The sequence below is a fragment of the Heyndrickxia sp. MSNUG genome, assembly GCF_049532715.1.
GTDB lineage: Bacteria > Bacillota > Bacilli > Bacillales > Cytobacillaceae > Mesobacillus.
The window spans coordinates 691,757-712,957 of record NZ_CP150978.1; the positions used below are offsets into that span (position 1 = coordinate 691,757).

Consider the following 21,201-nt stretch of genomic DNA (forward strand, 5'->3'; position numbering starts at 1 on the left):
TACTCAACGGGGAGAAAAAATCATGCAACGGTGAGAAAAATGACATCTACGGCGAGAAAACCAGCTTCAACGGCGAGAAGTTGCCTCCCAATCGTTAGAAAACCGAGTTCAATAAGTAGAAATATGTTCTTAAATCAATAGAAAACTGGCTCAACTAGGAAACAGCCGTCTCATTTAGCAAAAGCCACTCTCTAAAGTGAAGTGCGCCTGCCCAAAAGATTGAAATTCCCCGAAATTTCAGCAACTTTTCCCCGCTAAGAATATTCTCATATACAAACGGTATATCATTATTTGTTGAATTCCCTAAATTGTGATATATTTTAAGGACTAAAATCCCCTATTTCTCCATTAAATTTCCTCACTATTCTTCATTAAAAAGATTCCAGTGGGAATTGATGATACAGGTATAAATATAAACAGGAGCTGAATTATGGAAACGAAACTAAAAAAGGATCTCAAGATTTTCGCGTTAGGCGGTCTGGGTGAGATCGGTAAGAACACGTATGTAATCGAATATAAAAATGAAATGGTACTCGTGGATTGCGGAATTAAGTTCCCGGACAATGAATTGCTCGGGATCGATTATGTGCTCGCGGATTACACGTATTTAAAACAGAATCAAGACAAGCTTGTCGGAATTTTTGTAACACATGGTCATGAAGACCATATCGGCGGCTTGCCATTTTTACTGCAGGATGTAAAGGCACCGATTTACGGTGGTGATTTTGCTGTAGAACTAATTAAATCAAAGCTTACAGAGCATAAAATAAAAGGCGTTACGTTCCATCAAATCAACAATGATACGGTTGTGGAATTCCAGAATATTAAAGTCCGCTTTTTCCGGACAACCCACAGTATCGCTGATTCATTTGGCGTCGTTGTCACTACGCCAGAAGGAAATATCGTCCACACAGGCGATTTCAAGTTTGATTTGACCCCAGTGGGACAGGGGACTGATTTTCAAAAAATCGCGGAAGTCAGCAGTGAAGGCGTGCTTTGCTTACTGTCTGACAGTACAAACTCTGAAGTGCCAGGTTTCTCTGTTTCGGAAAAAAGAGTCGGAGAAGCAATCGAGGATATTTTTCAGACTGTTGATGGCAGGGTTATTTTTGCAACATTTGCGTCGAACATCGACCGCATCCAGCAGGTTGTGAAGTCATCGTTAAAGCATAACCGCAAAATGGCTGTAGTTGGACGCAGCATGGAAAAAACGCTTGAGATTGGCAGACGCCTAGGTTATATCACGGCGCCGGACGAGGCTTTTATCAGCATCAATGAAATCGGACAAACTCCAAGCAACGAGCTTACCATCATTTGTACGGGCAGCCAGGGAGAACCGATGGCGGCACTTGCAAGGATCGCTAATGGAACGCACCGCCAAATTTCGGTCATACCGGGAGATACGATTGTGTTCTCGTCTTCACCGATTCCAGGCAATACAATCAGTGTTAACCGCGTGATTGATAAGCTTCACCGCATCGGTGCGGAGATCATTCACCATAAAATCAGCGAAGTCCATACTTCCGGTCACGGGAAGCAGGAAGAGCAGAAGCTGATGATCAAACTGTTGAATCCAAAGTATTTCATTCCGATTCACGGTGAGTACCGCATGCTTGATCAGCATGTGAAACTCGCTGAACAATGCGGGATCCCACGTGAAAATTGCTTTATTTTAGACAATGGAGATGTTCTTGAGCTTTCTGCAGACGGCGGCCAGGTAGGCGGGAAAGTCCCTGCACAGCCTGTCTATGTGGATGGAAGCGGCATCGGAGACATCGGAAACATTGTGTTAAAAGATAGAAGAGTTCTGTCACAGGACGGGCTCGTGATTGTCACCATGATGATTGACCGCGAGAAAAACCAGCTTGTCAACAAGCCGACGGTCGTAACAAGAGGATTCGTCTACGTCAGAGAATCTGGCAACCTTATGAAAAATGTTGAAGAGGTCATCAATGATAAAATCGTTACTGAACTCGCCAGCGGTACGAAGGATTGGTCGAGCCTTAAAAAAGCAGTAATCGACGTGGTCAATCCATTGCTATATAGCAAGACTGGCAGAAGGCCAATGATTTTGCCAATCATTATGGAACTTAAATAAAAATCTGAGCACACTAAACATAAACCGTTTAGTGTGTTTTTTTGTGGCTGTGTTACTGTTCTATGTTGATTCGGAGAGAAAATCAACATAGCCCTTTGATTAATGAATTCAAAAACTGGAATTGCCTTAAGGAAACTTTTTTGCCTACCTGTCACGAACATGGATAAGGGTAAAAAGATTGCTATAGACCCACACATAAATCGATTGTTAAAATGTTTTAGCAGTTGATTGGAGGATTTGGCATGGATGAACAACGTTATCAAAATTTGAAATTAGGCGAGCGGGGAGCAATCATCAGCATCGCTGCGTACATAATTTTATCCGCGTTAAAATTATTTGTCGGATACATCAGTGATTCAGAGGCTTTAATGGCCGATGGATTGAATAATACAACCGATATTTTAGCATCCGTTTCCGTTTTGATCGGATTACGGCTGTCGCAAAAGCCGGCAGATGACGATCATTTATACGGGCATTGGAAATCTGAAATGGTCGCTTCGATGGTCGCGTCCTTTATTATGATTCTTGTTGGACTACAGGTTTTATACAGCGCGGTCACTTCGATTTTCGAGGGAGGAAACGAAGCTCCGGATCTAATTTCTGCTTGGACAGGCATGTTTGCAGCCTTGATTATGTATTTGGTCTATCGCTATAATCGCAAGCTTGCTCTTAAAATAAAAAGCCATTCCGTTATGGCCGCTGCCAAAGACAATCTGTCCGATTCCTGGGTAAGTATCGGAACAGCTGTCGGCATCATCGGATCACAGTTTGGTTTGCCATGGCTGGATCCTGTAACGGCCGTCATCGTTGGCGGACTTATTTTAAAAACAGGCTGGGATATCTTCCGGGAAGCCTCCCACCAGCTTACAGACGGGTTTGATGTTGATTTAATCAAGGAATATAAAGAAACGATCTGCGAGGTTCCAGGTGTAAAAGGAATCAAAGACTTAAAGGCGAGAAGCTATGGTAACAACATCGTCGTCGATACCGTCATCACCGTGAATCCCACCTTGGATATCAGCACAGCACACGATATCTCTACAAGAGTCGAGCAGAAGCTAGTAGATAAATTTGAAATCTATGATGTTCATGTACATGTGGAGCCGGATTGAAGCAGATAAGGAAAAATTATTAAATCATTATAAATGGTTCATGCTATACTTAGGTCTATTCGATTTTGAAGGGTAAGGTACCTATTCATGAAATTTGTAAAATCACAGATGAAGCAGTTGATCAAAGAAAATCCAGAACTGCAAACGCGTTTGAGCAGCTTGATAAAAGAACACGAGCTTGAGAAAAACTTTGCCCTGAAGGCTTTATATCATTCCGAAGTTGCTGAAGGCGGAAAGTATCAGCTCGCATACCAGGCACTTGACCCGGTGAAAGATTAAGATATTTTTAAAAAAAGAAGGCAACATTCCTCCAACGGGTGTTGCCTTTTTTCATGGAATAAAAATAATTTTCATATGAAAATTGAATATTTATTCTGAAAATTATCCTATAATAAGGATGGTATTGTGCAACAGAAAAAGGATCATAGGTAAAATGCTGAATTCTCAAAGACCTCAAGATATACATAATTACCACATTAGACTGAAGAAAAAAATCAAATTTATCTTAGGAGGTTATCATGGGGAGATTAGTTCATTTTGAAATTCATGTGAGTGATATGGAACGAGCAAAGAAGTTTTATGGTGAGGTATTCGGGTGGTCTTTTCAGGATTGGAGCGAGTATGCCGGGATGCCGTATTTTGGTGCAGTCACTGGAAATGATGATGAACCTGGAATCAATGGCGCTTTGATGCAAAGGAGAGGTGCTCCGCCTGAAGCAAATGCAGCTATGAATGGATTTGCATGTACAATGGGAGTCGAAAATTACGATCAAACAGAAGCGAAAATTCTCGAGCATGGAGGCAAGGTCGCACTGCCAAAGCATGCGCTCCCTGGAATGGCTTGGCAAGGCTACTACCTCGATCCGGAAGGCAATGTATTCGGAGTTCATCAACCCGATGAGAATGCAAAATAGAATCGCAGATAGATAAATAAATACTGAACACAGCAGGCAAGCTTGAAAATGTGCGCGCCATCTTTCTTGCTCTGCCTGAAGCTATGGAAAACATTGGTCAAAACTGGGATTGAGATGAATGATTAATGAAGAAAGGCGGGTATTTGCCTTTCTTTATTTTTTGCTTCCTTTCCAGCTGTATCCAGATGCTTTTTTCCTGTAAACTAGTATAGTTATGGAATGGAAACAGGAAGGAATGGGACAATTTGAATTACAATCAACTTGAGCCACGCTCTTTTATATACAATTACGCTTTACCAGATGAAGAAAGAGAGTTATGCGCTCTGGAAATGCGCTCATTTTTTGGCGTGGATACGGATTCCAGCATGCTTGAAAGTACGATAAAAATAGACCCGAGCAGAAGCCCGTTTATGAGAGGTCGTTTGGATGTCTTTTTTGAAGGCGAAAAATCAGAGGACCTTATTGAACAGGTAAAACAGCTAGAGCTGAATGGCTCCACTTTTAAAGTGATGTATGTAAAAGTCACCGGCCCGGATAAAGTAAGTTTTAAAGAGAGACGTCAAATCGAACGTGAAGTCGGCCTGAACATTCCTGGGGAACCGGATTTGAATCATCCAGAGATTGTGTTTGCTCTCATAAATACAGGAGGACGCTGGGTATTTGGTGAATATCACAGCAGTGAAGCAGTGTGGCTGCATCACCAGCAGAAGCCTCATAGCTATTCTACTTCTCTCAGCACACGTGTTGCCAGGGCAGTAGCGAATATTGCCGTTCCTAATCCAACCGGAGTTAAAGCAATCGACCCATGCTGCGGTATTGGAACTGTTGTCGTGGAAGCACTGTCGATGGGAATCGATATGGTCGCTAGTGACATCAATCCGCTTATCCTCCCAGGTACTCGGGAAAATATCGCGCATTTCGGTTATTCGACGGAAGTGGAATTCAGGGATATTCGCGAAGTGACCGGAAATTATGATGTAGCCGTTATTGATATGCCCTATAATCTGTGCTCCGTTATTACGCCAGAAGAGCAGCTCGAGATGCTGCAAAGCACTCGCGAATTCGCGAATAAAGTCGTGATCGTTACGATTGAACCGATCGATTCGATCATCGAAAATTCCGGCTTCAAAATAACAGATCGATGTGTTGTGAGAAAAGGGAGCTTCGAACGCGAGATTATTGTTTGTGAAAAATAGATAAAAAGAAAGGACGATTATGGCTGGCATAATCGTCCTTTTTTATGGTTTCTATTAAGGCAATTTTGCAAATTGCTCTCCAAAAGTAGCCTTATTTAATCGCCTTACTCACCCTAAGCTTCTTTCCTTTAATCGTCGCGTCCTCCATCGCCTGGATGACCAACGACCCTTTTCCGTTAAGGATATCGACATACGTCATCGTATCGTGAATCGTGATGATACCGATATCATCTGCGGTTACACCAGGGATTTTTGCGATCGTTCCAACAAAGTCCACTGCGCGGAGCTTTTTCTTTTTTCCGCCGCTAAAATGAAGCTTCGTAATGCCCTGGTTGATGCGGGCAGTTTTGTTATTTTTGACGACGCGGCGCCCGCCGATTTTTTCATCAAATGCAGCCTGGTTGCTGGCAACCTCCTGCGTGCTCGGAGCTTCTGCCACAGGAATCTCAAAGCCAATGTATCGTTCGATGGCTTTAATGAATTTCCCTTCATAAGGGGTAGCGAGCGTAATCGCTTTTCCTTTATTTCCAGCGCGACCCGTTCGGCCTGTACGGTGGACATAGCTTTCTTTTTCCATCGGAACATCATAGTTGATGACAATCGATACATTGTCTACATCAATTCCCCTTGCGGCAACGTCGGTGGCCACAAGATAGCGGAAATTGCCCATTTTAAAACCATTCATAACGGCAAACCGATCTTCCTGCTCCAACCCGCCATGAAGCCTTTCAATCGAATAATTGGCTGCGTCTAGCTGAGCGTAGACGGTGTCGACATTCTCCTTCGTCCTGCAAAAAATAATGCAGCTGTCAGGGTTTTCAACAACCGTAATATCCTTAAGCAGCGCAATTTTCTCTTCTTCTTTTACTTCTATCAATGAATGTTCGATCGTACTCGTTGTCCCTCCGGTAGAGGCAATTTCAATCTGAACAGGTTCCTTCATATATTGATGACAAAGATTTTCAACATCCTTAGGAAGGGTTGCCGAGAAAACCATCGTCACTCTGTCCTCTGGAAGCTGTTCGATGATCCATTCAACTTGTTCAATAAACCCCATGTTCAGCATTTCATCTGCTTCATCGATGATCAAATATTTGATCTTGTCTAAAAGCAGCGTTTCTCTTTCGATATGATCAATCACACGGCCGGGGGTGCCAACAACGACATGCGTTTTTTGCTTCAGTTCTTCTTTTTGCTTGGAAAACGGTTCTTTTCCATAAACAGCTGTCGCTTTAATCCTTTTAAATCTGCCGATATTCGTGATGTCTTCGCGGACTTGAGCAGCCAGCTCCCTTGTTGGCGTAAGAATCAGCGCCTGAGGCAGCTTTTCTTCCCATTCAATCATGTCGCAAATCGGAATCCCGAATGAAGCCGTCTTTCCGCTACCTGTCTGTGATTTCACGACAAGGTCCTGGTTTTGCAATGCTAATGGAATCACTTCAGTTTGGACCTCTGTGGGATTTTCATATTTAAGCACACTAAGTGACCGTTTGATTTCATCGCTTAAATTGTAACCCTCAAAACTTTTTTCGCTCATGTAGTAACCTCATTTATTTTTTATTATTCCACTTATATATAGGATTCTCGCAAAGAATTATCATATGCATAAACTGAATAGTATTCATTATACTTGAAATGCCGGACTAAGCGAATGTAAAAAGAAGGGCAGCTATGGTATGAGCTGGGGTACTTTCGCTCTCACATGGATAAAAATGCCCATTCTATAGAAGGTTTCACAATTTCACAATAAATCGACAGATACCTAATGGGGTTCATAAGATATAATGAAAACAAGAAAAGAAAACGATTACATTTTACAGGAGGGTGTTAGGAATGGACTATCAGGAAGTAAAATCAAAGTTAGAGGCATTGCAGATGGCACTCGTAATGAAAATGCAAAATCCAGATCTATCCCTGGAAGAAAAAGAAGACATTCTCAAATCAATTGCTAATTATGAGTACATTATTGAACTGACATGCATGAATCATTTTGAGCGCGGGAAATTAATTCAATAAAAAAATATTTCAAATGACTTGGTGCCGGATATCTGGTGCCATTTTTTATTACCTGGGGAGTTGCACAAAATAAAATCGGCAGATCTTCGTCTGCCGATTTTTGGACTATAATACTCCACTCAATGGCTTCATGCTGAAGGAATCCAGCGCATAATTAACCTGGTGGATGTTGTATATTTTCTTTTCAATGCAAAATTGAATGATCAGGTCGGATGTATCGCTGTCCGACAAGGAGTAGCCGGCAGAGCTTAAGAGCTTGTCGGTTTCTTTTTTGTTCAGCTCGAGTGCAAGCGCCAGCGCGAGCACTGTATTTTTTCCTGGTCTGTAATCCGGTTTGGAGCGGATTTTAGAAAAAAGGCGCCGGTCCAGGCCAGCCTTCTTATAAACCTCAGCGTCCGTTGCTCCTTTTTTATCGATAAAGCCAAAAAGAACATCCTGCAGCGTGGGCTGCCGCTTGTTATTGATAAACATTTCGATATCAAGCGGAGAGATGCTTTCCATGACGGAGTCCATGTCCATGGATTCATTAGGGCTATAAAGGATGATTTCCTTTTCCAACATGACAGCCAGGCTGAGCTCGAGATATTCCTGCAATTCTTCCAGAATCTTTTTATCTAGCATATGGTCAGCTCCCCGAAAATGTCGCTTACCAGGCGACCAAATTATCGATGATTCTAGCTATGATTATATCAGATTAAACATAGGAGGTTGACGATGATGAACAACAATTTAACCGAAATCATCTTCCTGCTGGACCGAAGCGGTTCGATGGCAGGACTTGAAAGTGACACAGTAGGAGGTTTCAATGCTTTTGTAAAAAAACAGTCTGAACTCGATGGAGACACCATCCTGACAACGGTACTGTTTGATGATGAATACGAGGTTTTATGGAACGGAATTGATGCTCGAGAAGTAAAACTTACTGAGAAAGAATACTTCGTGCGGGGGACGACAGCCCTGCTAGATGCAATCGGCAAGTCCATCCTCGATGTCGGCATCAGGCTTTCGAAAACAAGTGAGGAACGTCGTCCAGGGAAAGTTATTTTTGTGATCACAACAGATGGAATGGAGAATGCAAGCCGTGAATTCACTTATGAAAAAGTAAAGGAACTGATCAGGCATCAGCAGGAAAAATACAACTGGGAGTTCATCTTTATGGGTGCCAATATCGACGCTGCAAAAGAAGCTGACAGTCTGGGAATTGATATCGAAAACTCGTATAACTTCGAAGCATCCCATAAGGGTGTCGAAAACATGTATGAAATGATTTCCGAATCGATCACTGAAAAGAGAATGAAACTTTAAAACTGGGAGGATATGAAAATGAAAAAACCTTTTTATAAAAAGTGGTGGGTGTGGCTGATTGCGATTATTGCAGTGATTGCCATTGCAGGTAGCAGCGGAGAAGACGAGGAATCCACCCCAAAGGTAAAAAGTGACGCTGCAGAAACTTCAGCAGCTGAAAAGACAACAAAGAAGGAGGAAACAAAAGCTGAGCCTGTAAAAGAAGAATTTGCAGTGGGGGAACAAGTACAACTAGGAGACAATGTACTGACCGTAACAAAGGTTGAGAAATCAGCCGGCGGAGACTTTGACCAGCCAAAGGATGGCCACGAGTTCGTCATCGTAACTGTCGAAATCAATAATGCAGGTGACGAGAACATTTCCTATAATCCATTTGACTTCAAAATGTCCAACAGCCAGGGACAAATCGTCGATCAGGCTTTCACTACAGTTGATACAAACACAGCACTGCAATCTGGTGAACTGGCACCAGGCGGAAAAGTTTCCGGTACGATCGCCTTCGAACAGCCAGCAGGAGACACGGGTTTGCAGCTTCAGTACAACCCAAGCTTCTGGTCAGACAAAACGATTAAGGTGAATTTGCAATAACGATGGGGAGCGGCCTAGCCGTTCTCTTTTTTATGTTTGCTGTTTTTGGTAAATAAATTGCTACTGCTTCTAACTAATCTTTTTCTAATAATCTGGCAGGTTATTTAATAAATATGATGAATTTAATGAAAAGAAAAAATTAATAAATTCAATCGGGAATGAGGAGCATTAAATTGTTTGTTGTAAAAGAAGGTGCCTTATATTCAGACAGCATATTAGATCTAAAAGTTAAATTACTGTATTCGGGATATGGAGAATATGGAAAGGTCCCATTTTATGGTTGTGTTTTATTTTTAGCAGGAACTGATACAAGAGTTGGCTCCATTGTCTTAAGGATTGGTGATATTATGGCCACAAAAGAATATTACTATGATTGTCATATCGGCTACCATATTGAAGAAGAGTTTAGAGGAAAAGGCTTTGCTGCAAGAGCTTGTAAGCTTATAAGTGAGGTAGCATTATTGCATGATATGACTGAAATTTTTATTACGTGCAATGTTCAAAATGCTGGGTCGATTAGAGTAATAGAAAAACTTGGTGCTGAATATTTAGAAACTATCGTAATTCCAGATGAGCACCTGGATGAACATGATCAAAGTAATAAAAGACATCGATATAAATGGATAATAGAATAAAGAAATATTCAACTCCTGTTATTTGTCTTACGAAGTAATTTTAGGACCCGAGAATACTTTATTTCATTCAAGCTGCCAAAAAACCTGGCAGCTTTTTCAGTTGATTCACAAAAAAATGGTGGAAGTATTATACCGGTTTAACATATAATGTAATCATTAGTGTAATATTACACTTTTTCACTCAGGGTGGAGGCGGATCTCTTGAAACTATCAAGTATAACGAACAATAAATACGCAATCTATAAAAATCCATTTTTTCTTGGAATGATTGTAAGTGTGTTTGTTGTTTTCGTATTTTTGAACATCCCTCTTGAAAAAAGAAAATACGGCCTCACTCAAAGTAATCTGGCAACGGATTATACTGGGCTGCTCCCTGAACGGATCGAAGGGCTTATTAAAGCAGGGAATCGTGCTGAACTGCAAAAGATTGTGAAGGAAGCAAATGAAAACGGCCAGCATATTTCAGTTGCAGGCCTGCAGCACTCGCAAGGCGGCCACACCTATTATAAGGATGGTGTGGTATTAGATATGAAGACGTTCAACAAAATCCTGGGAATAGACAAACAGAATAAAACCATAAAAGTAGAAAGTGGAGCAACGTGGGAAGACGTCCAGGAAGCCATTCAGCCTTTGGGGCTGGCATTAAAAGTCACCCAGTCACAATCGATTTTCACGATTGGCGGATCACTTTCAGTCAATGCCCATGGGCGGGATATCCGGTTTGGCCCAATGGCTGGAACTGTTAAGGAAATGACCATCCTGACCCCGACTGGAGAATTGAAGACCGTCGCTCGCAGTGACTCTGAGGAATGGATGAAGTATGCGTTAGGCGGTTATGGCTTATTTGGTGTCATTTTAGATGTCACTTTGGAATTAACTGAAAATGAAATTTACACCATCCATACAGAAGAACTTCAAACGAAAGAATATGAAGCCTATTTTGCCAACCTATTAAAAAATGATGATACAGCTATGCATTATGCAAGGGTTAGTGTTGCCCCGGAGTCCTTTCTAGACGAAATGTATGTGATTGATTACAATTCGACTGGGAAACAGGATCACGAGACACCGCTAAAAAAAGAGCACGGTGCCCGGATAGGCAAATTGGCGATGGATCTTGGCAGGCAGGGCGGGGGTTTGGAGGATCTTTTCTGGGAAAATCAAAAGCTGCTTATTAAGTCACTTGATGGAGACAAGATTACCCGGAATAATGTGATGCGGGGGAATTCGGAATTTATGGAATTCACGGAGTCTGGGCGGGTGGAAGTCCTTCAGGAGTTTTTCATTCCGGTAGATCAGTATGAGGAATACATCAGTGATATAAAGAGATTTCTCCCTGCAAATGATAAACGTGAAGATTTTAAAATTCACAATATTACTGTTCGTTACGCTGCAAAGGACGATTATACAAGTTTGAAATATGCAAAAGAAGATATGTTTGGACTCGTCATTTTAATTCAACATGGATTAAAAGAAAACGAAATTCATAACGCAGAAGCCATCATTCAGCAATGGACGGATGTAACACTCAAGCACGGCGGAGTGTATTATCTCCCTTATTATCATTATCAATCAAAAGAACAATTCAGAAAGTCCTATCCAGATTGGGAGAAGTTCCAAGATGAAAAAGTAAGAAGAGATCCAAACGGTGTTTTTCAAAACATCTTTTATGACTACTATTTTAGAGAAGGAGCATCACATGACTAAAAAGAGTGAACGGTACATCCCGCTCGTAGTATCGGTAGGCCAGGTTGCCATTTTCCCGTATTACATACTTTGGCTAAAACAAGCCTCGCTCACATTCACCCTATTTACCTGGCTTTTTGCAGCGTTCTCTTTTACGGCTGCCCTAGGATACCGTGTCTTTCAATCGAGAAAAAGTACTGTCAAATCGTATATTCCTTCTGTATATATGGGAATGGGTGTTATTTATATAACGGCAGGATTCATAAGGAATTCGTTTGAGTTCCTTCCATACATTGCGCTTTTATTACAAGTTAGTTTAGGCTTTTTACAGGGTTACCATCATGCATGGCATATCGAGCAGAAAGCCTTCCGACTGCACGCGATTCATCACTATCTCCTAGTTGGAACAATTATGGTCGCACTCTCTTTTGTAAAAATACTATCACCAGTGACCTTTATTACGGTTTTTGGAGCTGTTTTATTCAGTTGCGGGATTTGGCTGACATTTCAAATGAAAGTTCTAGAATCATAATTTAAGAAAGTGGAAGTCTTCTCATGACAACTCGTGGTTGAAAAATCGAGGATGAGTTGTTCTCGGATCGCTTCCCATGACAACTCGCTCGTGAAAAATCGGGATGAGTGGTTGTCGGAGTGCTTCTCATAACCACTCGTGGAAGAAAAATTGGGTTGAATGGTTCTAATAAGTCCTCTCACGACCATTCGCAAAAGAAAAACCGAAATGAATGGTTGTAATAAGTCCTCTCATGACCATTCGCAAAAGAAAAACCGAAACGAATGGTTGTTATAAGTCCTCTCACGACCATTCGAAAAAAAAAACCGAAACGAATGGTTGTAATAAGTCCTCTCATGACCATCCGCAAGAGAAAACCCGAAACGAATGGTTGTAATAAGTTTTCTCGTGCCACCATTCGCAATAGAAAAAGTAAAACCGGGTGACCATCGCTCTAGATGCTCGCCCGGTTTTTATGTATCATCCTTCACGGCGTACAATTAACAACGCTTGGCATCCTGCTACTTTTTCCTCTTTGACATTTTCCTGACATGCAAGAAACGGCAAAAAACATAAATGAATGGCTAGACTTATGCTTTCTAATAAATTTCAGCTTGTATAATATTTTTTTGATTTTTTTCAGTCTGACATTTTGCTGACATATTCAACCGTTACATTATGAGTATAAGGTTCATGTCCACCTTGAACCTGAAAACAAAGAAATTAGGAGGATGTCAAATATGAAGAAATCCGTTTTAGGTTTTACAATCGCGGGAGCATTGCTTTTAGGAGGTTACGCAACAACGTCATTGGCGAATGATGACATCACAAGTTCCACTGTAAGCTCAAAGCTAAGTTTTATGGGAAAAGGGTTTGGACATAAAGGGTTTTTCGGAGGCAATTCTGAGGAACTGATTGCCAAGGCAAAGGATCTTGGAATCAGCACATCAGGTAAAGATGCAGAGACCTTAATGGGAGAGATCCGTGAGGCTACTATCAAGAGTGAAGCGAAAGAGCTTGGAATCAAGACAGCAAATAAGGATATCGATACGCTTGCAGAGGAAGTTCAATTGGCCAAGCTTAAGGAAACAGCAAAGGATCTTGGCATCTCGGCTGATGGAAAAGATGCAGCTGCCCTTCATGATGAGATCCGTTTAGCGAACCTTCAAAAAGAAGCGAAAGAACTTGGCGTATCAACAGCTAATAAAGATGTCCAAACATTAATGGAAGATATTCGAACAGCCTCATTGAATAAAAAGGCTAAGGAACTAGGCGTTTCTACTGATGGAAAAGACCTGCAGACATTGCAGCAGGAATTGTATACAGCTTCAGTAACCAAAGAAGCGAAGAAACTTGGGATCACTGTTGATGGCAAGGACATCAGAGAAGTAGCACAAGAAGTTCAGGCTGCTATAGTAAAAGCAGATGCAAAAGAATTGAAAATCACCATCGATGGAAAAACAATCAGAGAGATTTCACAAGAAGTACAGGAGAAAAAAGTAGTGAACCTCGCGAAAGAGCTTGGAATTTCAACTTCTAATAAAGATGCACATGAACTTATTGAAGCAATCAAGGAGAAAGACGCTGCTAAATTGGATGAATTAACAGATGATGAATTCGGTCTATTCGGAAAAGGCGGATTCGGTCACGGTGGAGAATTCAGAGGAAAAGGCGGTTTCGGGCATGAGGGCGTCTTTGGAGAAAGAGGCGGATTCGGACCTGAAGGCGGCCGTGGCGGTAACCACCATGAAGGCGGTGGACGCGGTTTCTAAGGGATAAAAATAGGTCAGGAAGTCCCCGGTATTAAACTGGGGATTTTTCTTGTAAGATAAGAATAAGGTGCCATTTATAGTCGACGTTATCCACTATTAAGGCGTTTTCAGCTTTTCATGATGGAGGGGCAGCAATGAAGACCATATTAATTATTGAAGATGAACAAACGATTTCTAGGGTATTAGCTGTGTATCTAAAACATGAAGGCTATGATGTGGTTCAGGCATTCGATGGGCTGGAAGGGCTGCATGCGTTTACAGCAAATCAACCAAATCTCGTGTTGCTTGATGTTATGCTTCCTGGAATGGATGGCTGGGATGTTCTGAAGGAGATTCGCAAAACCAGTCCGTGTCCGGTCATCATGCTGACTGCCCTCGGAGATATCGATTATCGGCTGAAAGGACTGAATCAAGGCGCGGACGATTACATTTCAAAGCCGTTTGTTGGAGAAGAAGTGGTTGCCAGAGTCAATGCCGTGCTTCGCCGACCTTCAAATGTCCTGGATTCTGACCACACGAAACAGTTTGGCAGCTTGAAAATTAATTTGGATTCACATGTTGTCTCGATTGGTGGCGAACCAGTTGTCTTAACGCCAAAAGATCTTAACTTGCTCTTTTTTTTAGCAGAGAGACCGAATCGAACCTTTACGAGAGAAGATTTGATTGAAAATATATGGGGAATGGATTATGACGGCAGTGACCGGGCAGTGGATTTATCGGTGAAACGAATCCGCCAGTCGCTGTCAGCCTGGCCTTCATCGCAGGGAGAAATCCGGACGCTAAGAGGATTGGGGTATCAGTTCAGTGTTTACGAAAAGTAAAAAGCAAACTACTTTGCTGCGGTACTGGACAACACGGTACCTCTTCACTCTAATTGCCGGACTAGCTCTTCTTGCGGCTGGTTCGATGTGGTGGATTAAACAAACCACACTGGAGAATCGCTTGAATTTAATGGAGTACCTGGCCGTCGAAACAGCAGACCGCGTTGCTCAATCCAATAATAATGATGATTTTGATCGTTTTGACCGCAGGCTTGAGGAGCGCGCAAAAATCCTTCAAATGGAAAATCAGCCTCAGCTTTATATTACCGATTTGGATGGGAATGTTTTAAACCTTGGGCCATCACACCGTGGTCCAGGTGGCGGTCCGAGACATAATGCTGGGCAAGTCCCTCAAGAGGTGTTTGAAAGGGAAGATACTGTACAGGAAATCGCGGTAAATGGTGTTGACGTTTACGCCGTTAAATCCCCTTTGAAAATTGATGACAGGCAAACCGGCTGGGTTGTCGTCATGCAAAGTAAAGCTGATCTGTCGAACGTCGATCAAGAATATCGGCTGTTGATTATTTTGCTGGTAGGATTAGGTCTGCTTGGGTGGCTCGTCATCTATTTACTTTCCAAAAAAATCCTGAAACCAATCCAGGACGTTGCACAGGCAGCAGCCAGGGTGAGAGAGGGAGATTACGATATCACTCTCGATACAGAGCATACCGAGCTGGAAATCTATCAATTGGTCACCTCATTCAAGGAAATGACCAACCGTCTCATCCAGCTTGAGCAAATGCGTGCAGAGCTATTGGCAGGTGTGACGCACGATTTAAAAACTCCCGTAACTTCCATAAGCGGTCTTGTTCAGGCTGTCAGGGATGGAATCGTGACAGGTGATGAGAGTAAGGGATTTTTGGATATCACGCTAAAAGAGATTCAAAGACTGCAGACGATGATCGCTGACCTGCTTGATTTTAACTCATTAGCTGCCGGTGCTTTTACGATACGTACAGAAAACTGCAATATGAACAAACTTGTTCAGGAGATTGGCAGGCAATGGCAGGTAACACAAAATGAGCCTGTTGATTTGAATGTAATAATGCCTGATTATACCATCGATAAAATGACGGACCCGCTTCGGCTTCAGCAAATCATAATCAACTTATTGAATAACTCTTTTCAGGCAATAGGTAAAAATGGTTCCATATCCATCATTCTTTCCGATGGAAGGATTGATATCAAAGATACTGGTTCAGGCATTCCTGAAGCAGAACAAGCTTTTGTATTTGAACGCTTCTTCCGAGGTGAACAGAAGAAACTCAAAGTCAGAGGACTTGGTCTGGGGCTCCCTTTTAGCAAAATGCTGGCCCGTGCTTTAGGAGCAGATTTGATTTTAAAAGAAAGCAGCCCACAGGGAACTACTTTTTCAATTGTTTGGGATAAAGAGAATTAAAGGGTTAATAGTAGTAAAAGGCTGCAATCATAAAATTGCAGCCCTTTACGATCAAATATTCATTAACAACTCTCTAATTTTAACATCTAATTCAGCAAACTCTCTGGATTCAATCCAGTGATCAGGAATGATGGTGAATCTCGCATTCGTGCTATTCAAATAACTATATATGATTTGAGCTTGATCGAGATTTCCCTTGCTGATAGTGAGGGATTCCCTATGAGCGTTCTCTTGAAAATGTCTCCTGATTGTTTTAGATAGCTGCTCTACATTCTCAAATGCGAATTTTTCGCTGAAGATGATTTCATGCCCCTTAATCAGAAATAATTTCACCGATTGATCACTCAGACGTTCAATGACTGCAATGTTATTATTCTCCTCAGAAAAATGGATGACACTTTCCTTATATATTAGGAGAGATGAGGACTTAATGTAATTCCTGTATTTAACCGCTCTTTCAAATCGAAATTCCTCAGAAGCCTGCTCCATTTTTCTCTGCAATCCTTCAAGAATTTCCGTGTCAGTTCCTTGAAGCAAAGCTATAAACTTATCAACAATCGCGTTGTATTGTCCAACAGCATCTCCACCCAGGCACAAGCCATTGCATTTCCCGAGAGAGTAATTCAAGCATGGAAAACCCTTGAGCGGATGAAGGCAATTCATATGGAAAGCTTCTTTCAGGTTCTCGATTGCTTTTTTTACATAAATTGGACTGGAATATGGTCCGAAATAGAGGGCAGCATCATGTTCTTCCCTGTCTGGAGTGATGAAGACTTGGCGGTAAGGGCCATCTGTTTTTATTTTGATATAGGTATAGGAAAGATGGCTTTTCATTCTCTTATTAAACAAAGGCTTTAATTCTTTGATCAGTTTACATTCAAGCATGAAAGCCTCAAATTCTGTATCTGTAAGGATATAGTCAAAGTCATCGACGTTTGCGACCATTTTCTTTATCTTTTGGGGATGGGAGGCCGTGTTTTGGAAATACGTTTGAACCCTCTTTTTAAGGCTTTTAGCTTTTCCAACATAAATAACGGTTCCTTGTTGATCCTTCATAAGATAAACTCCCGGAGTTAATGGAAGCTGTTTTACTTTTTCTTTTACATTCATCGTTTTCATTCCTTATCTGCATAATAAGTAGAATGACTCGAATCTAGTATATCAATTTCTATTTGAATCGTACGTTTTCTGAACTTGGTATATAGAACCGAAATTATCACTTCTCATATTTACTCTTATTTGGACGAAATCGAGGAATGAGCCTCTTTATCGCCAACAAATCACAGTCATATTCCATTTGTTAGCGCTTTTCTTCACTATCTCGCCCATTTCCTCACCAATCCTGGCAATACCCTTGAATCTATTTTTCAGCGTGTTACCATAAGAACCGTTGATAAAATGCGAACGGTGTACGAACAAAAATACTTTTCGAGGTGAATGCTCTTGTTGAAAAATAAAAAGGTTGCCTTCCTGGGTGCAGGGTCGATGGCGGAATCGATGATTGCCGGAATAGTGAAGTCGGGCAAAATCTGTCCGGAACATGTCTTTGTGACGAATAAAAGCAATGGGGCAAGACTGCAGCGGCTTGAGAACAAGTACGGAATAAATGGAGTCCTTCAAGCTGAGGTTCCTTATGATGAAATTGATTTATTTATCTTAGCGATGAAGCCAAACGGAGCATCGGAAGCTCTAGAGGCATTGAAGGATAAAATTACTCCATATCAGGTTGTTGTATCTGTTTTGGCTGGAATTTCAACAGGGTTTATGGAAGAGAACCTCAAGGATAGACAGCAGGTGGTGCGGGTTATGCCTAACACATCGAGCATGATCAAGGAGTCAGCCACGGCCATGTCTCCGGGAAAGAATACGACAAAAGCAAACATGGACGACGTGAAAGAATTACTGAGCTGCATGGGGAAGGTGTTCCTTATTGAAGAAGCCCAGATGGACATCTTCACTGGACTTGCCGGCAGCGGCCCGGCTTATTTCTATTATTTAATGGAGCATATGGAACAGGTAGGAACTGAAAATGGCATGGAAGAGAAAATGGTCCGCGAAATCATTGCTCAAACGATTTTAGGTGCAGCGAAAATGATCATGGAAAAGGACGAAAACCCAGCCGTCCTCAGAAAAAATGTGACCTCTCCAAACGGAACGACAGCATCAGGACTGAATGCCTTACGAAAGTATAACGGCGGCCAGGCCATTACTCAGGCTGTTAACCATGCGGCTAAAAGGTCCAGGGAAATGAATAGAGAGCTTGAAGGTATTCTAGTATCTTCTTAAAAAATTATCCTCCTGTTTGGGAGGATTTTATTTTTTTACAGAATTATTGAAAAAGTGTAACTCCTTGGCATATAATCACTTGAAGAACGCAAAGGAGATACAGAAATGATTAGAAGATTTTTTACATACTATCGTCCTCATCGGCGGTTATTCATCATTGATTTTAGCAGTGCCGTCATTGTCGCACTGCTGGAGCTGGCGTTTCCGCTTTCGGTCCAGTGGTTCATCGATACGCTTTTGCCAAGCGGGAACTGGAATACGATTGTTGGCGTGAGCATCGGTTTATTGTCACTTTATGTGCTGAGTACCTTTCTCCAGTTCATTGTCAACTACTGGGGGCATAAACTTGGGATTAACATTGAAACGGATATGAGGCAGCAGCTTTTCCAGCATGTCCAAAAGCAATCGTTCCGCTTTTTTGATAATACGAAGACGGGTCATATTATGAGCAGGATCACCAACGATTTGTTTGATTTAGGGGAACTTGCCCACCATGGTCCAGAGGATTTGTTTATCGCGGCGATGACATTCGTGGGTGCGTTCTGGATCATGCTTACGATTAACGTCAAGCTGGCAATGATTACAATGATCATCGTGCCGTTTCTCATCTGGCTGATTACGTATACGAATCTTAAGATGAATGCTGCGTGGAAGAATATGTACAGTGATATTGCTGACGTCAATGCGAGAGTCGAAGACAGCGTCTCCGGGATCCGTGTCGTGCAGTCTTTTACGAATGAAGACTATGAGATTGAGAGATTCACAACGAATAACCGCAAGTTTCGCAGAGCGAAATTGACAGCATACAAGGTGATGTCATTCAGCGCCTCGAGCATCTATATGCTGACAAGATTGATGGTCCTTGTCGTTCTTGTGTATGGTGCGTGGCTAAGTTTCCGCGGCACATTGAGCTATGGGGAACTGGTCGGCTTTGTCCTGTATGTCAATGTCTTGTTTAAACCGATTGATAAAATCAGTGCAATTCTTGAGCTTTATCCAAAAGGAATGGCGGGCTTTAAGAGATTCACTGAGCTGATGGACCAGGATCCGGACGTCGTCGACCGGGAGGATGCCATTGAGGTTGCTCATTTAAAAGGGAATATTGAATTCCGTGATGTTACCTTCAGCTATGATGATAAAAAGCCTGTTCTTGAAGGCATTGATTTGAAAATCAACCATGGAGATACAGTCGCGTTTGTCGGTCCATCGGGGGCTGGAAAGACGACGATTTGCTCGCTGATTCCGCGTTTCTACGATGTGAAAACCGGCGGAATTTTTATTGATAGCATGGATATTCGTGATATTACTAAGAAATCGCTGCGCTCCCAGATTGGAATCGTCCAGCAGGATGTGTTCCTTTTTACGGGCACGCTTCGAGAAAATATCGCCTATGGTTCACTTGGTGCGTCGTTCGAAGATATTGTCCGAGCGGCAAAGCAGGCTCACCTCGAAGATTTCATCGCTTCTTTGCCAGATGGCTATCAAACGCAAATCGGCGAACGAGGCCTGAAGCTTTCAGGCGGACAAAAACAAAGGATTGCGATTGCCCGGATGTTCCTGAAGAATCCGCCGATCCTCATTCTGGATGAAGCAACCTCAGCACTAGATACTGAGACTGAAAGAATCATTCAAGGCGCGCTCGCCGATCTATCAAAAAATCGTACGACACTCGTCATTGCACACAGGCTGGCAACAATCCGAAGCGCTGACAAAATCGTCGTGGTAACGGAAGACGGAATTGCCGAAGAGGGCAGCCATGATGAGTTGATCGAACAGGGTGGCATCTTTGCCAATCTTCATAAAGTACAGTTCGAGACTTCTGTGTAAATATCTGGTTTAATTTTCCTGGTAATTTGCTATGATAGTCCTATAGTCTAAAATAATCTTGCTGGGGTGATGTTCCATGACAGGAACGATAACAATTATCATGGTATTTTCTATACCACTTACCGCCATTGTTACAAGCCATTTCCGAAAAACAGCCAAGATCAAACACAACATGATAAAAGACGAAATCGAACTAGAAAAACTCAAACATGAAAACTTCCTGCTGGAAACAGAGAAAATGAGAATTGAATTGAACCAGATGACGCTTGAGAGCCCTCTGGAAAAAACAAAAATATTATAAACAGGAAATACCCCTTTTTGCTAGCGAAGGGGTATTTTTTATTTGTCCAGCTCCAGCGCCTAGCCCCTCGAGTCGCTTGTCTAGTTTCGCCTCCTAGAAACTCCGAAACTTCAACTCCGCCGGCAGAAGCAAAAAGCGCTTCTTTGTCGGAGTCTCCAGTTTCTGCGTTTCTGGGCAGTCGGCTATACATTTCAATTTCGGTCCTGCCAATGAAGTCAAAGAACGACTTCACTGTCAGGCCCTCCAGCGCTTTTCTTATTTTTTGGGTAAAAAACCCTTGTTAAATTATAGAAAATATTATATAGTACATTACAACAGTAATGTACTATGGAACTGTTAAAGGAGGTACGGTATTGATCCTTAATTCAGATAGCATGAAACCAATTTACATCCAAATAGCTGAGTGGCTGGAAACGGAGATCCTTAGCGAGAGTATCAAGATGGATGAGAAGGTGTATTCCCAATACCAGCTTGCGGAGATGCTGAACATCAATCCAGCGACAGCGGCAAAAGGGTTGAATATTTTAGCGGATGAAAACATCCTATATAAAAAGCGCGGTCTTGGGATGTTCGTATCCGCAGAAGCGAAGGAAATTATTACTGTGAAACGGAGGAATCAGACATTGAAGTCATTGGTGGCAGAATTGGTGAGAGAAGCTGAACACCTCCAGGTGACGGTAGAGGAATTGATTGCAATGATCCAGGAAGCGAAACGGGAACTAAAGGGGGAGTAA

General features: G+C 42.1%; 21 protein-coding genes. 18 read left to right on the plus strand and 3 right to left on the minus strand.

The window, feature by feature from the left end; genetic code table 11:
* Positions 1-430 precede the first annotated feature (430 nt).
* From rnjA to AABM38_RS03490, 5 genes are all read left to right on the plus strand, one after another.
* Positions 431-2,098, plus strand: a complete 1,668-nt coding sequence (gene rnjA, locus AABM38_RS03470) for a ribonuclease J1 (protein ID WP_335378047.1) — start codon at positions 431-433, stop codon at positions 2,096-2,098.
* Positions 2,099-2,340: 242 nt separating this feature from the next.
* A complete protein-coding gene (locus tag AABM38_RS03475) occupies positions 2,341-3,210 on the plus strand; it encodes a cation diffusion facilitator family transporter (RefSeq protein WP_423409151.1) in 870 nt (289 codons plus the stop codon).
* 87 nt (positions 3,211-3,297) lie between these two features.
* Complete coding sequence (locus AABM38_RS03480; protein WP_423409152.1) at positions 3,298-3,489, plus strand: hypothetical protein; 192 nt, start codon at positions 3,298-3,300, stop codon at positions 3,487-3,489.
* A gap of 239 nt (positions 3,490-3,728) precedes the next feature.
* Positions 3,729-4,124: a VOC family protein gene (locus tag AABM38_RS03485; protein ID WP_423409153.1), complete on the plus strand. Its 396-nt coding sequence runs from the start codon at positions 3,729-3,731 to the stop codon at positions 4,122-4,124.
* A gap of 329 nt (positions 4,125-4,453) precedes the next feature.
* A complete protein-coding gene (locus AABM38_RS03490; RefSeq protein ID WP_423410639.1) occupies positions 4,454-5,320 on the plus strand; it encodes a TRM11 family SAM-dependent methyltransferase in 867 nt (288 codons plus the stop codon).
* 91 nt (positions 5,321-5,411) lie between these two features.
* Here the strand turns inward: AABM38_RS03490 and AABM38_RS03495 are convergent, their stop codons facing one another.
* Positions 5,412-6,857, minus strand: a complete 1,446-nt coding sequence (locus tag AABM38_RS03495) for a DEAD/DEAH box helicase (protein WP_423409154.1) — start codon at positions 6,855-6,857, stop codon at positions 5,412-5,414.
* A gap of 296 nt (positions 6,858-7,153) precedes the next feature.
* On the opposite strand from AABM38_RS03495, the gene AABM38_RS03500 reads away from it, so the two are divergent.
* Positions 7,154-7,336, plus strand: coding sequence for a DUF3896 family protein (locus AABM38_RS03500; RefSeq protein WP_423409155.1), 183 nt, complete (start codon positions 7,154-7,156; stop codon positions 7,334-7,336).
* Positions 7,337-7,441: 105 nt separating this feature from the next.
* On the opposite strand, the gene AABM38_RS03505 is transcribed toward AABM38_RS03500, so the two are convergent.
* On the minus strand, positions 7,442-7,957 hold the full coding sequence (locus tag AABM38_RS03505; protein WP_423409156.1) for a hypothetical protein: 516 nt from the start codon (positions 7,955-7,957) through the stop codon (positions 7,442-7,444).
* 93 nt (positions 7,958-8,050) lie between these two features.
* On the opposite strand from AABM38_RS03505, the gene AABM38_RS03510 reads away from it, so the two are divergent.
* The 8 genes from AABM38_RS03510 to AABM38_RS03545 all read left to right on the plus strand — a co-directional run bounded on the left by AABM38_RS03510 (position 8,051) and on the right by AABM38_RS03545 (position 16,053).
* Positions 8,051-8,641 (plus strand): vWA domain-containing protein, encoded by a 591-nt coding sequence (locus AABM38_RS03510; protein ID WP_423409157.1) that lies wholly within the window; start codon positions 8,051-8,053, stop codon positions 8,639-8,641.
* Between the two features lie 18 nt (positions 8,642-8,659).
* Positions 8,660-9,229: a DUF4352 domain-containing protein gene (locus AABM38_RS03515; protein WP_423409158.1), complete on the plus strand. Its 570-nt coding sequence runs from the start codon at positions 8,660-8,662 to the stop codon at positions 9,227-9,229.
* A 173-nt stretch (positions 9,230-9,402) separates the two neighbouring features.
* Positions 9,403-9,864 (plus strand): GNAT family N-acetyltransferase, encoded by a 462-nt coding sequence (locus AABM38_RS03520; RefSeq protein WP_423409159.1) that lies wholly within the window; start codon positions 9,403-9,405, stop codon positions 9,862-9,864.
* A gap of 201 nt (positions 9,865-10,065) precedes the next feature.
* Positions 10,066-11,571 carry an FAD-binding protein gene (locus AABM38_RS03525; RefSeq protein ID WP_423409160.1) on the plus strand — a complete coding sequence of 502 codons (1,506 nt, stop codon included), beginning with the start codon at positions 10,066-10,068 and terminating at the stop codon, positions 11,569-11,571.
* Complete coding sequence (locus tag AABM38_RS03530) at positions 11,564-12,082, plus strand: hypothetical protein (protein WP_423409161.1); 519 nt, start codon at positions 11,564-11,566, stop codon at positions 12,080-12,082. The genes AABM38_RS03525 and AABM38_RS03530 overlap by 8 nt, the downstream gene beginning before the upstream one ends.
* A gap of 719 nt (positions 12,083-12,801) precedes the next feature.
* Positions 12,802-13,833 (plus strand): hypothetical protein, encoded by a 1,032-nt coding sequence (locus tag AABM38_RS03535; RefSeq protein WP_423409162.1) that lies wholly within the window; start codon positions 12,802-12,804, stop codon positions 13,831-13,833.
* A 134-nt stretch (positions 13,834-13,967) separates the two neighbouring features.
* Positions 13,968-14,654, plus strand: coding sequence for a response regulator transcription factor (locus tag AABM38_RS03540; RefSeq protein WP_423409163.1), 687 nt, complete (start codon positions 13,968-13,970; stop codon positions 14,652-14,654).
* Positions 14,638-16,053 (plus strand): HAMP domain-containing sensor histidine kinase, encoded by a 1,416-nt coding sequence (locus AABM38_RS03545; RefSeq protein ID WP_423409164.1) that lies wholly within the window; start codon positions 14,638-14,640, stop codon positions 16,051-16,053. Before AABM38_RS03540 ends, AABM38_RS03545 begins: the two co-directional genes overlap by 17 nt.
* A gap of 51 nt (positions 16,054-16,104) precedes the next feature.
* Here AABM38_RS03545 and AABM38_RS03550 read toward each other — a convergent pair whose 3' ends face one another.
* Positions 16,105-17,109: a UvrB/UvrC motif-containing protein gene (locus tag AABM38_RS03550; RefSeq protein WP_423409165.1), complete on the minus strand. Its 1,005-nt coding sequence runs from the start codon at positions 17,107-17,109 to the stop codon at positions 16,105-16,107.
* Between the two features lie 381 nt (positions 17,110-17,490).
* Here AABM38_RS03550 and proC point away from each other — a divergent pair, with 381 nt between their 5' ends.
* The 4 genes from proC (at position 17,491) to AABM38_RS03570 (ending at position 21,201) form a co-directional block, all read left to right on the plus strand.
* Positions 17,491-18,339 (plus strand): pyrroline-5-carboxylate reductase, encoded by an 849-nt coding sequence (gene proC, locus AABM38_RS03555; protein WP_423409166.1) that lies wholly within the window; start codon positions 17,491-17,493, stop codon positions 18,337-18,339.
* Positions 18,340-18,444: 105 nt separating this feature from the next.
* Complete coding sequence (locus AABM38_RS03560) at positions 18,445-20,166, plus strand: ABC transporter ATP-binding protein (RefSeq protein WP_423409167.1); 1,722 nt, start codon at positions 18,445-18,447, stop codon at positions 20,164-20,166.
* Between the two features lie 76 nt (positions 20,167-20,242).
* Positions 20,243-20,467 (plus strand): hypothetical protein, encoded by a 225-nt coding sequence (locus tag AABM38_RS03565; RefSeq protein WP_335378030.1) that lies wholly within the window; start codon positions 20,243-20,245, stop codon positions 20,465-20,467.
* A 353-nt stretch (positions 20,468-20,820) separates the two neighbouring features.
* Positions 20,821-21,201 (plus strand): GntR family transcriptional regulator, encoded by a 381-nt coding sequence (locus AABM38_RS03570; protein WP_335378029.1) that lies wholly within the window; start codon positions 20,821-20,823, stop codon positions 21,199-21,201.

Bases quoted from the DNA above. Each gene is read 5' to 3' on its own strand.
- rnjA (WP_335378047.1), top strand. From the start codon at position 431: ATGGAAACGAAACTAAAAAAGGATCTCAAGATTTTCGCGTTAGGCGGT.
- AABM38_RS03475 (WP_423409151.1), top strand. From the start codon at position 2,341: ATGGATGAACAACGTTATCAAAATTTGAAATTAGGCGAGCGGGGAGCA.
- AABM38_RS03480 (WP_423409152.1), top strand. From the start codon at position 3,298: ATGAAATTTGTAAAATCACAGATGAAGCAGTTGATCAAAGAAAATCCA.
- AABM38_RS03485 (WP_423409153.1), top strand. From the start codon at position 3,729: ATGGGGAGATTAGTTCATTTTGAAATTCATGTGAGTGATATGGAACGA.
- AABM38_RS03490 (WP_423410639.1), top strand. From the start codon at position 4,454: ATGCGCTCATTTTTTGGCGTGGATACGGATTCCAGCATGCTTGAAAGT.
- AABM38_RS03495 (WP_423409154.1), bottom strand. From the start codon at position 6,857: ATGAGCGAAAAAAGTTTTGAGGGTTACAATTTAAGCGATGAAATCAAA.
- AABM38_RS03500 (WP_423409155.1), top strand. From the start codon at position 7,154: ATGGACTATCAGGAAGTAAAATCAAAGTTAGAGGCATTGCAGATGGCA.
- AABM38_RS03505 (WP_423409156.1), bottom strand. From the start codon at position 7,957: ATGCTAGATAAAAAGATTCTGGAAGAATTGCAGGAATATCTCGAGCTC.
- AABM38_RS03510 (WP_423409157.1), top strand. From the start codon at position 8,051: ATGATGAACAACAATTTAACCGAAATCATCTTCCTGCTGGACCGAAGC.
- AABM38_RS03515 (WP_423409158.1), top strand. From the start codon at position 8,660: ATGAAAAAACCTTTTTATAAAAAGTGGTGGGTGTGGCTGATTGCGATT.
- AABM38_RS03530 (WP_423409161.1), top strand. From the start codon at position 11,564: ATGACTAAAAAGAGTGAACGGTACATCCCGCTCGTAGTATCGGTAGGC.
- AABM38_RS03535 (WP_423409162.1), top strand. From the start codon at position 12,802: ATGAAGAAATCCGTTTTAGGTTTTACAATCGCGGGAGCATTGCTTTTA.
- AABM38_RS03540 (WP_423409163.1), top strand. From the start codon at position 13,968: ATGAAGACCATATTAATTATTGAAGATGAACAAACGATTTCTAGGGTA.
- AABM38_RS03550 (WP_423409165.1), bottom strand. From the start codon at position 17,109: ATGAAGGATCAACAAGGAACCGTTATTTATGTTGGAAAAGCTAAAAGC.
- proC (WP_423409166.1), top strand. From the start codon at position 17,491: ATGCTCTTGTTGAAAAATAAAAAGGTTGCCTTCCTGGGTGCAGGGTCG.
- AABM38_RS03560 (WP_423409167.1), top strand. From the start codon at position 18,445: ATGATTAGAAGATTTTTTACATACTATCGTCCTCATCGGCGGTTATTC.
- AABM38_RS03565 (WP_335378030.1), top strand. From the start codon at position 20,243: ATGACAGGAACGATAACAATTATCATGGTATTTTCTATACCACTTACC.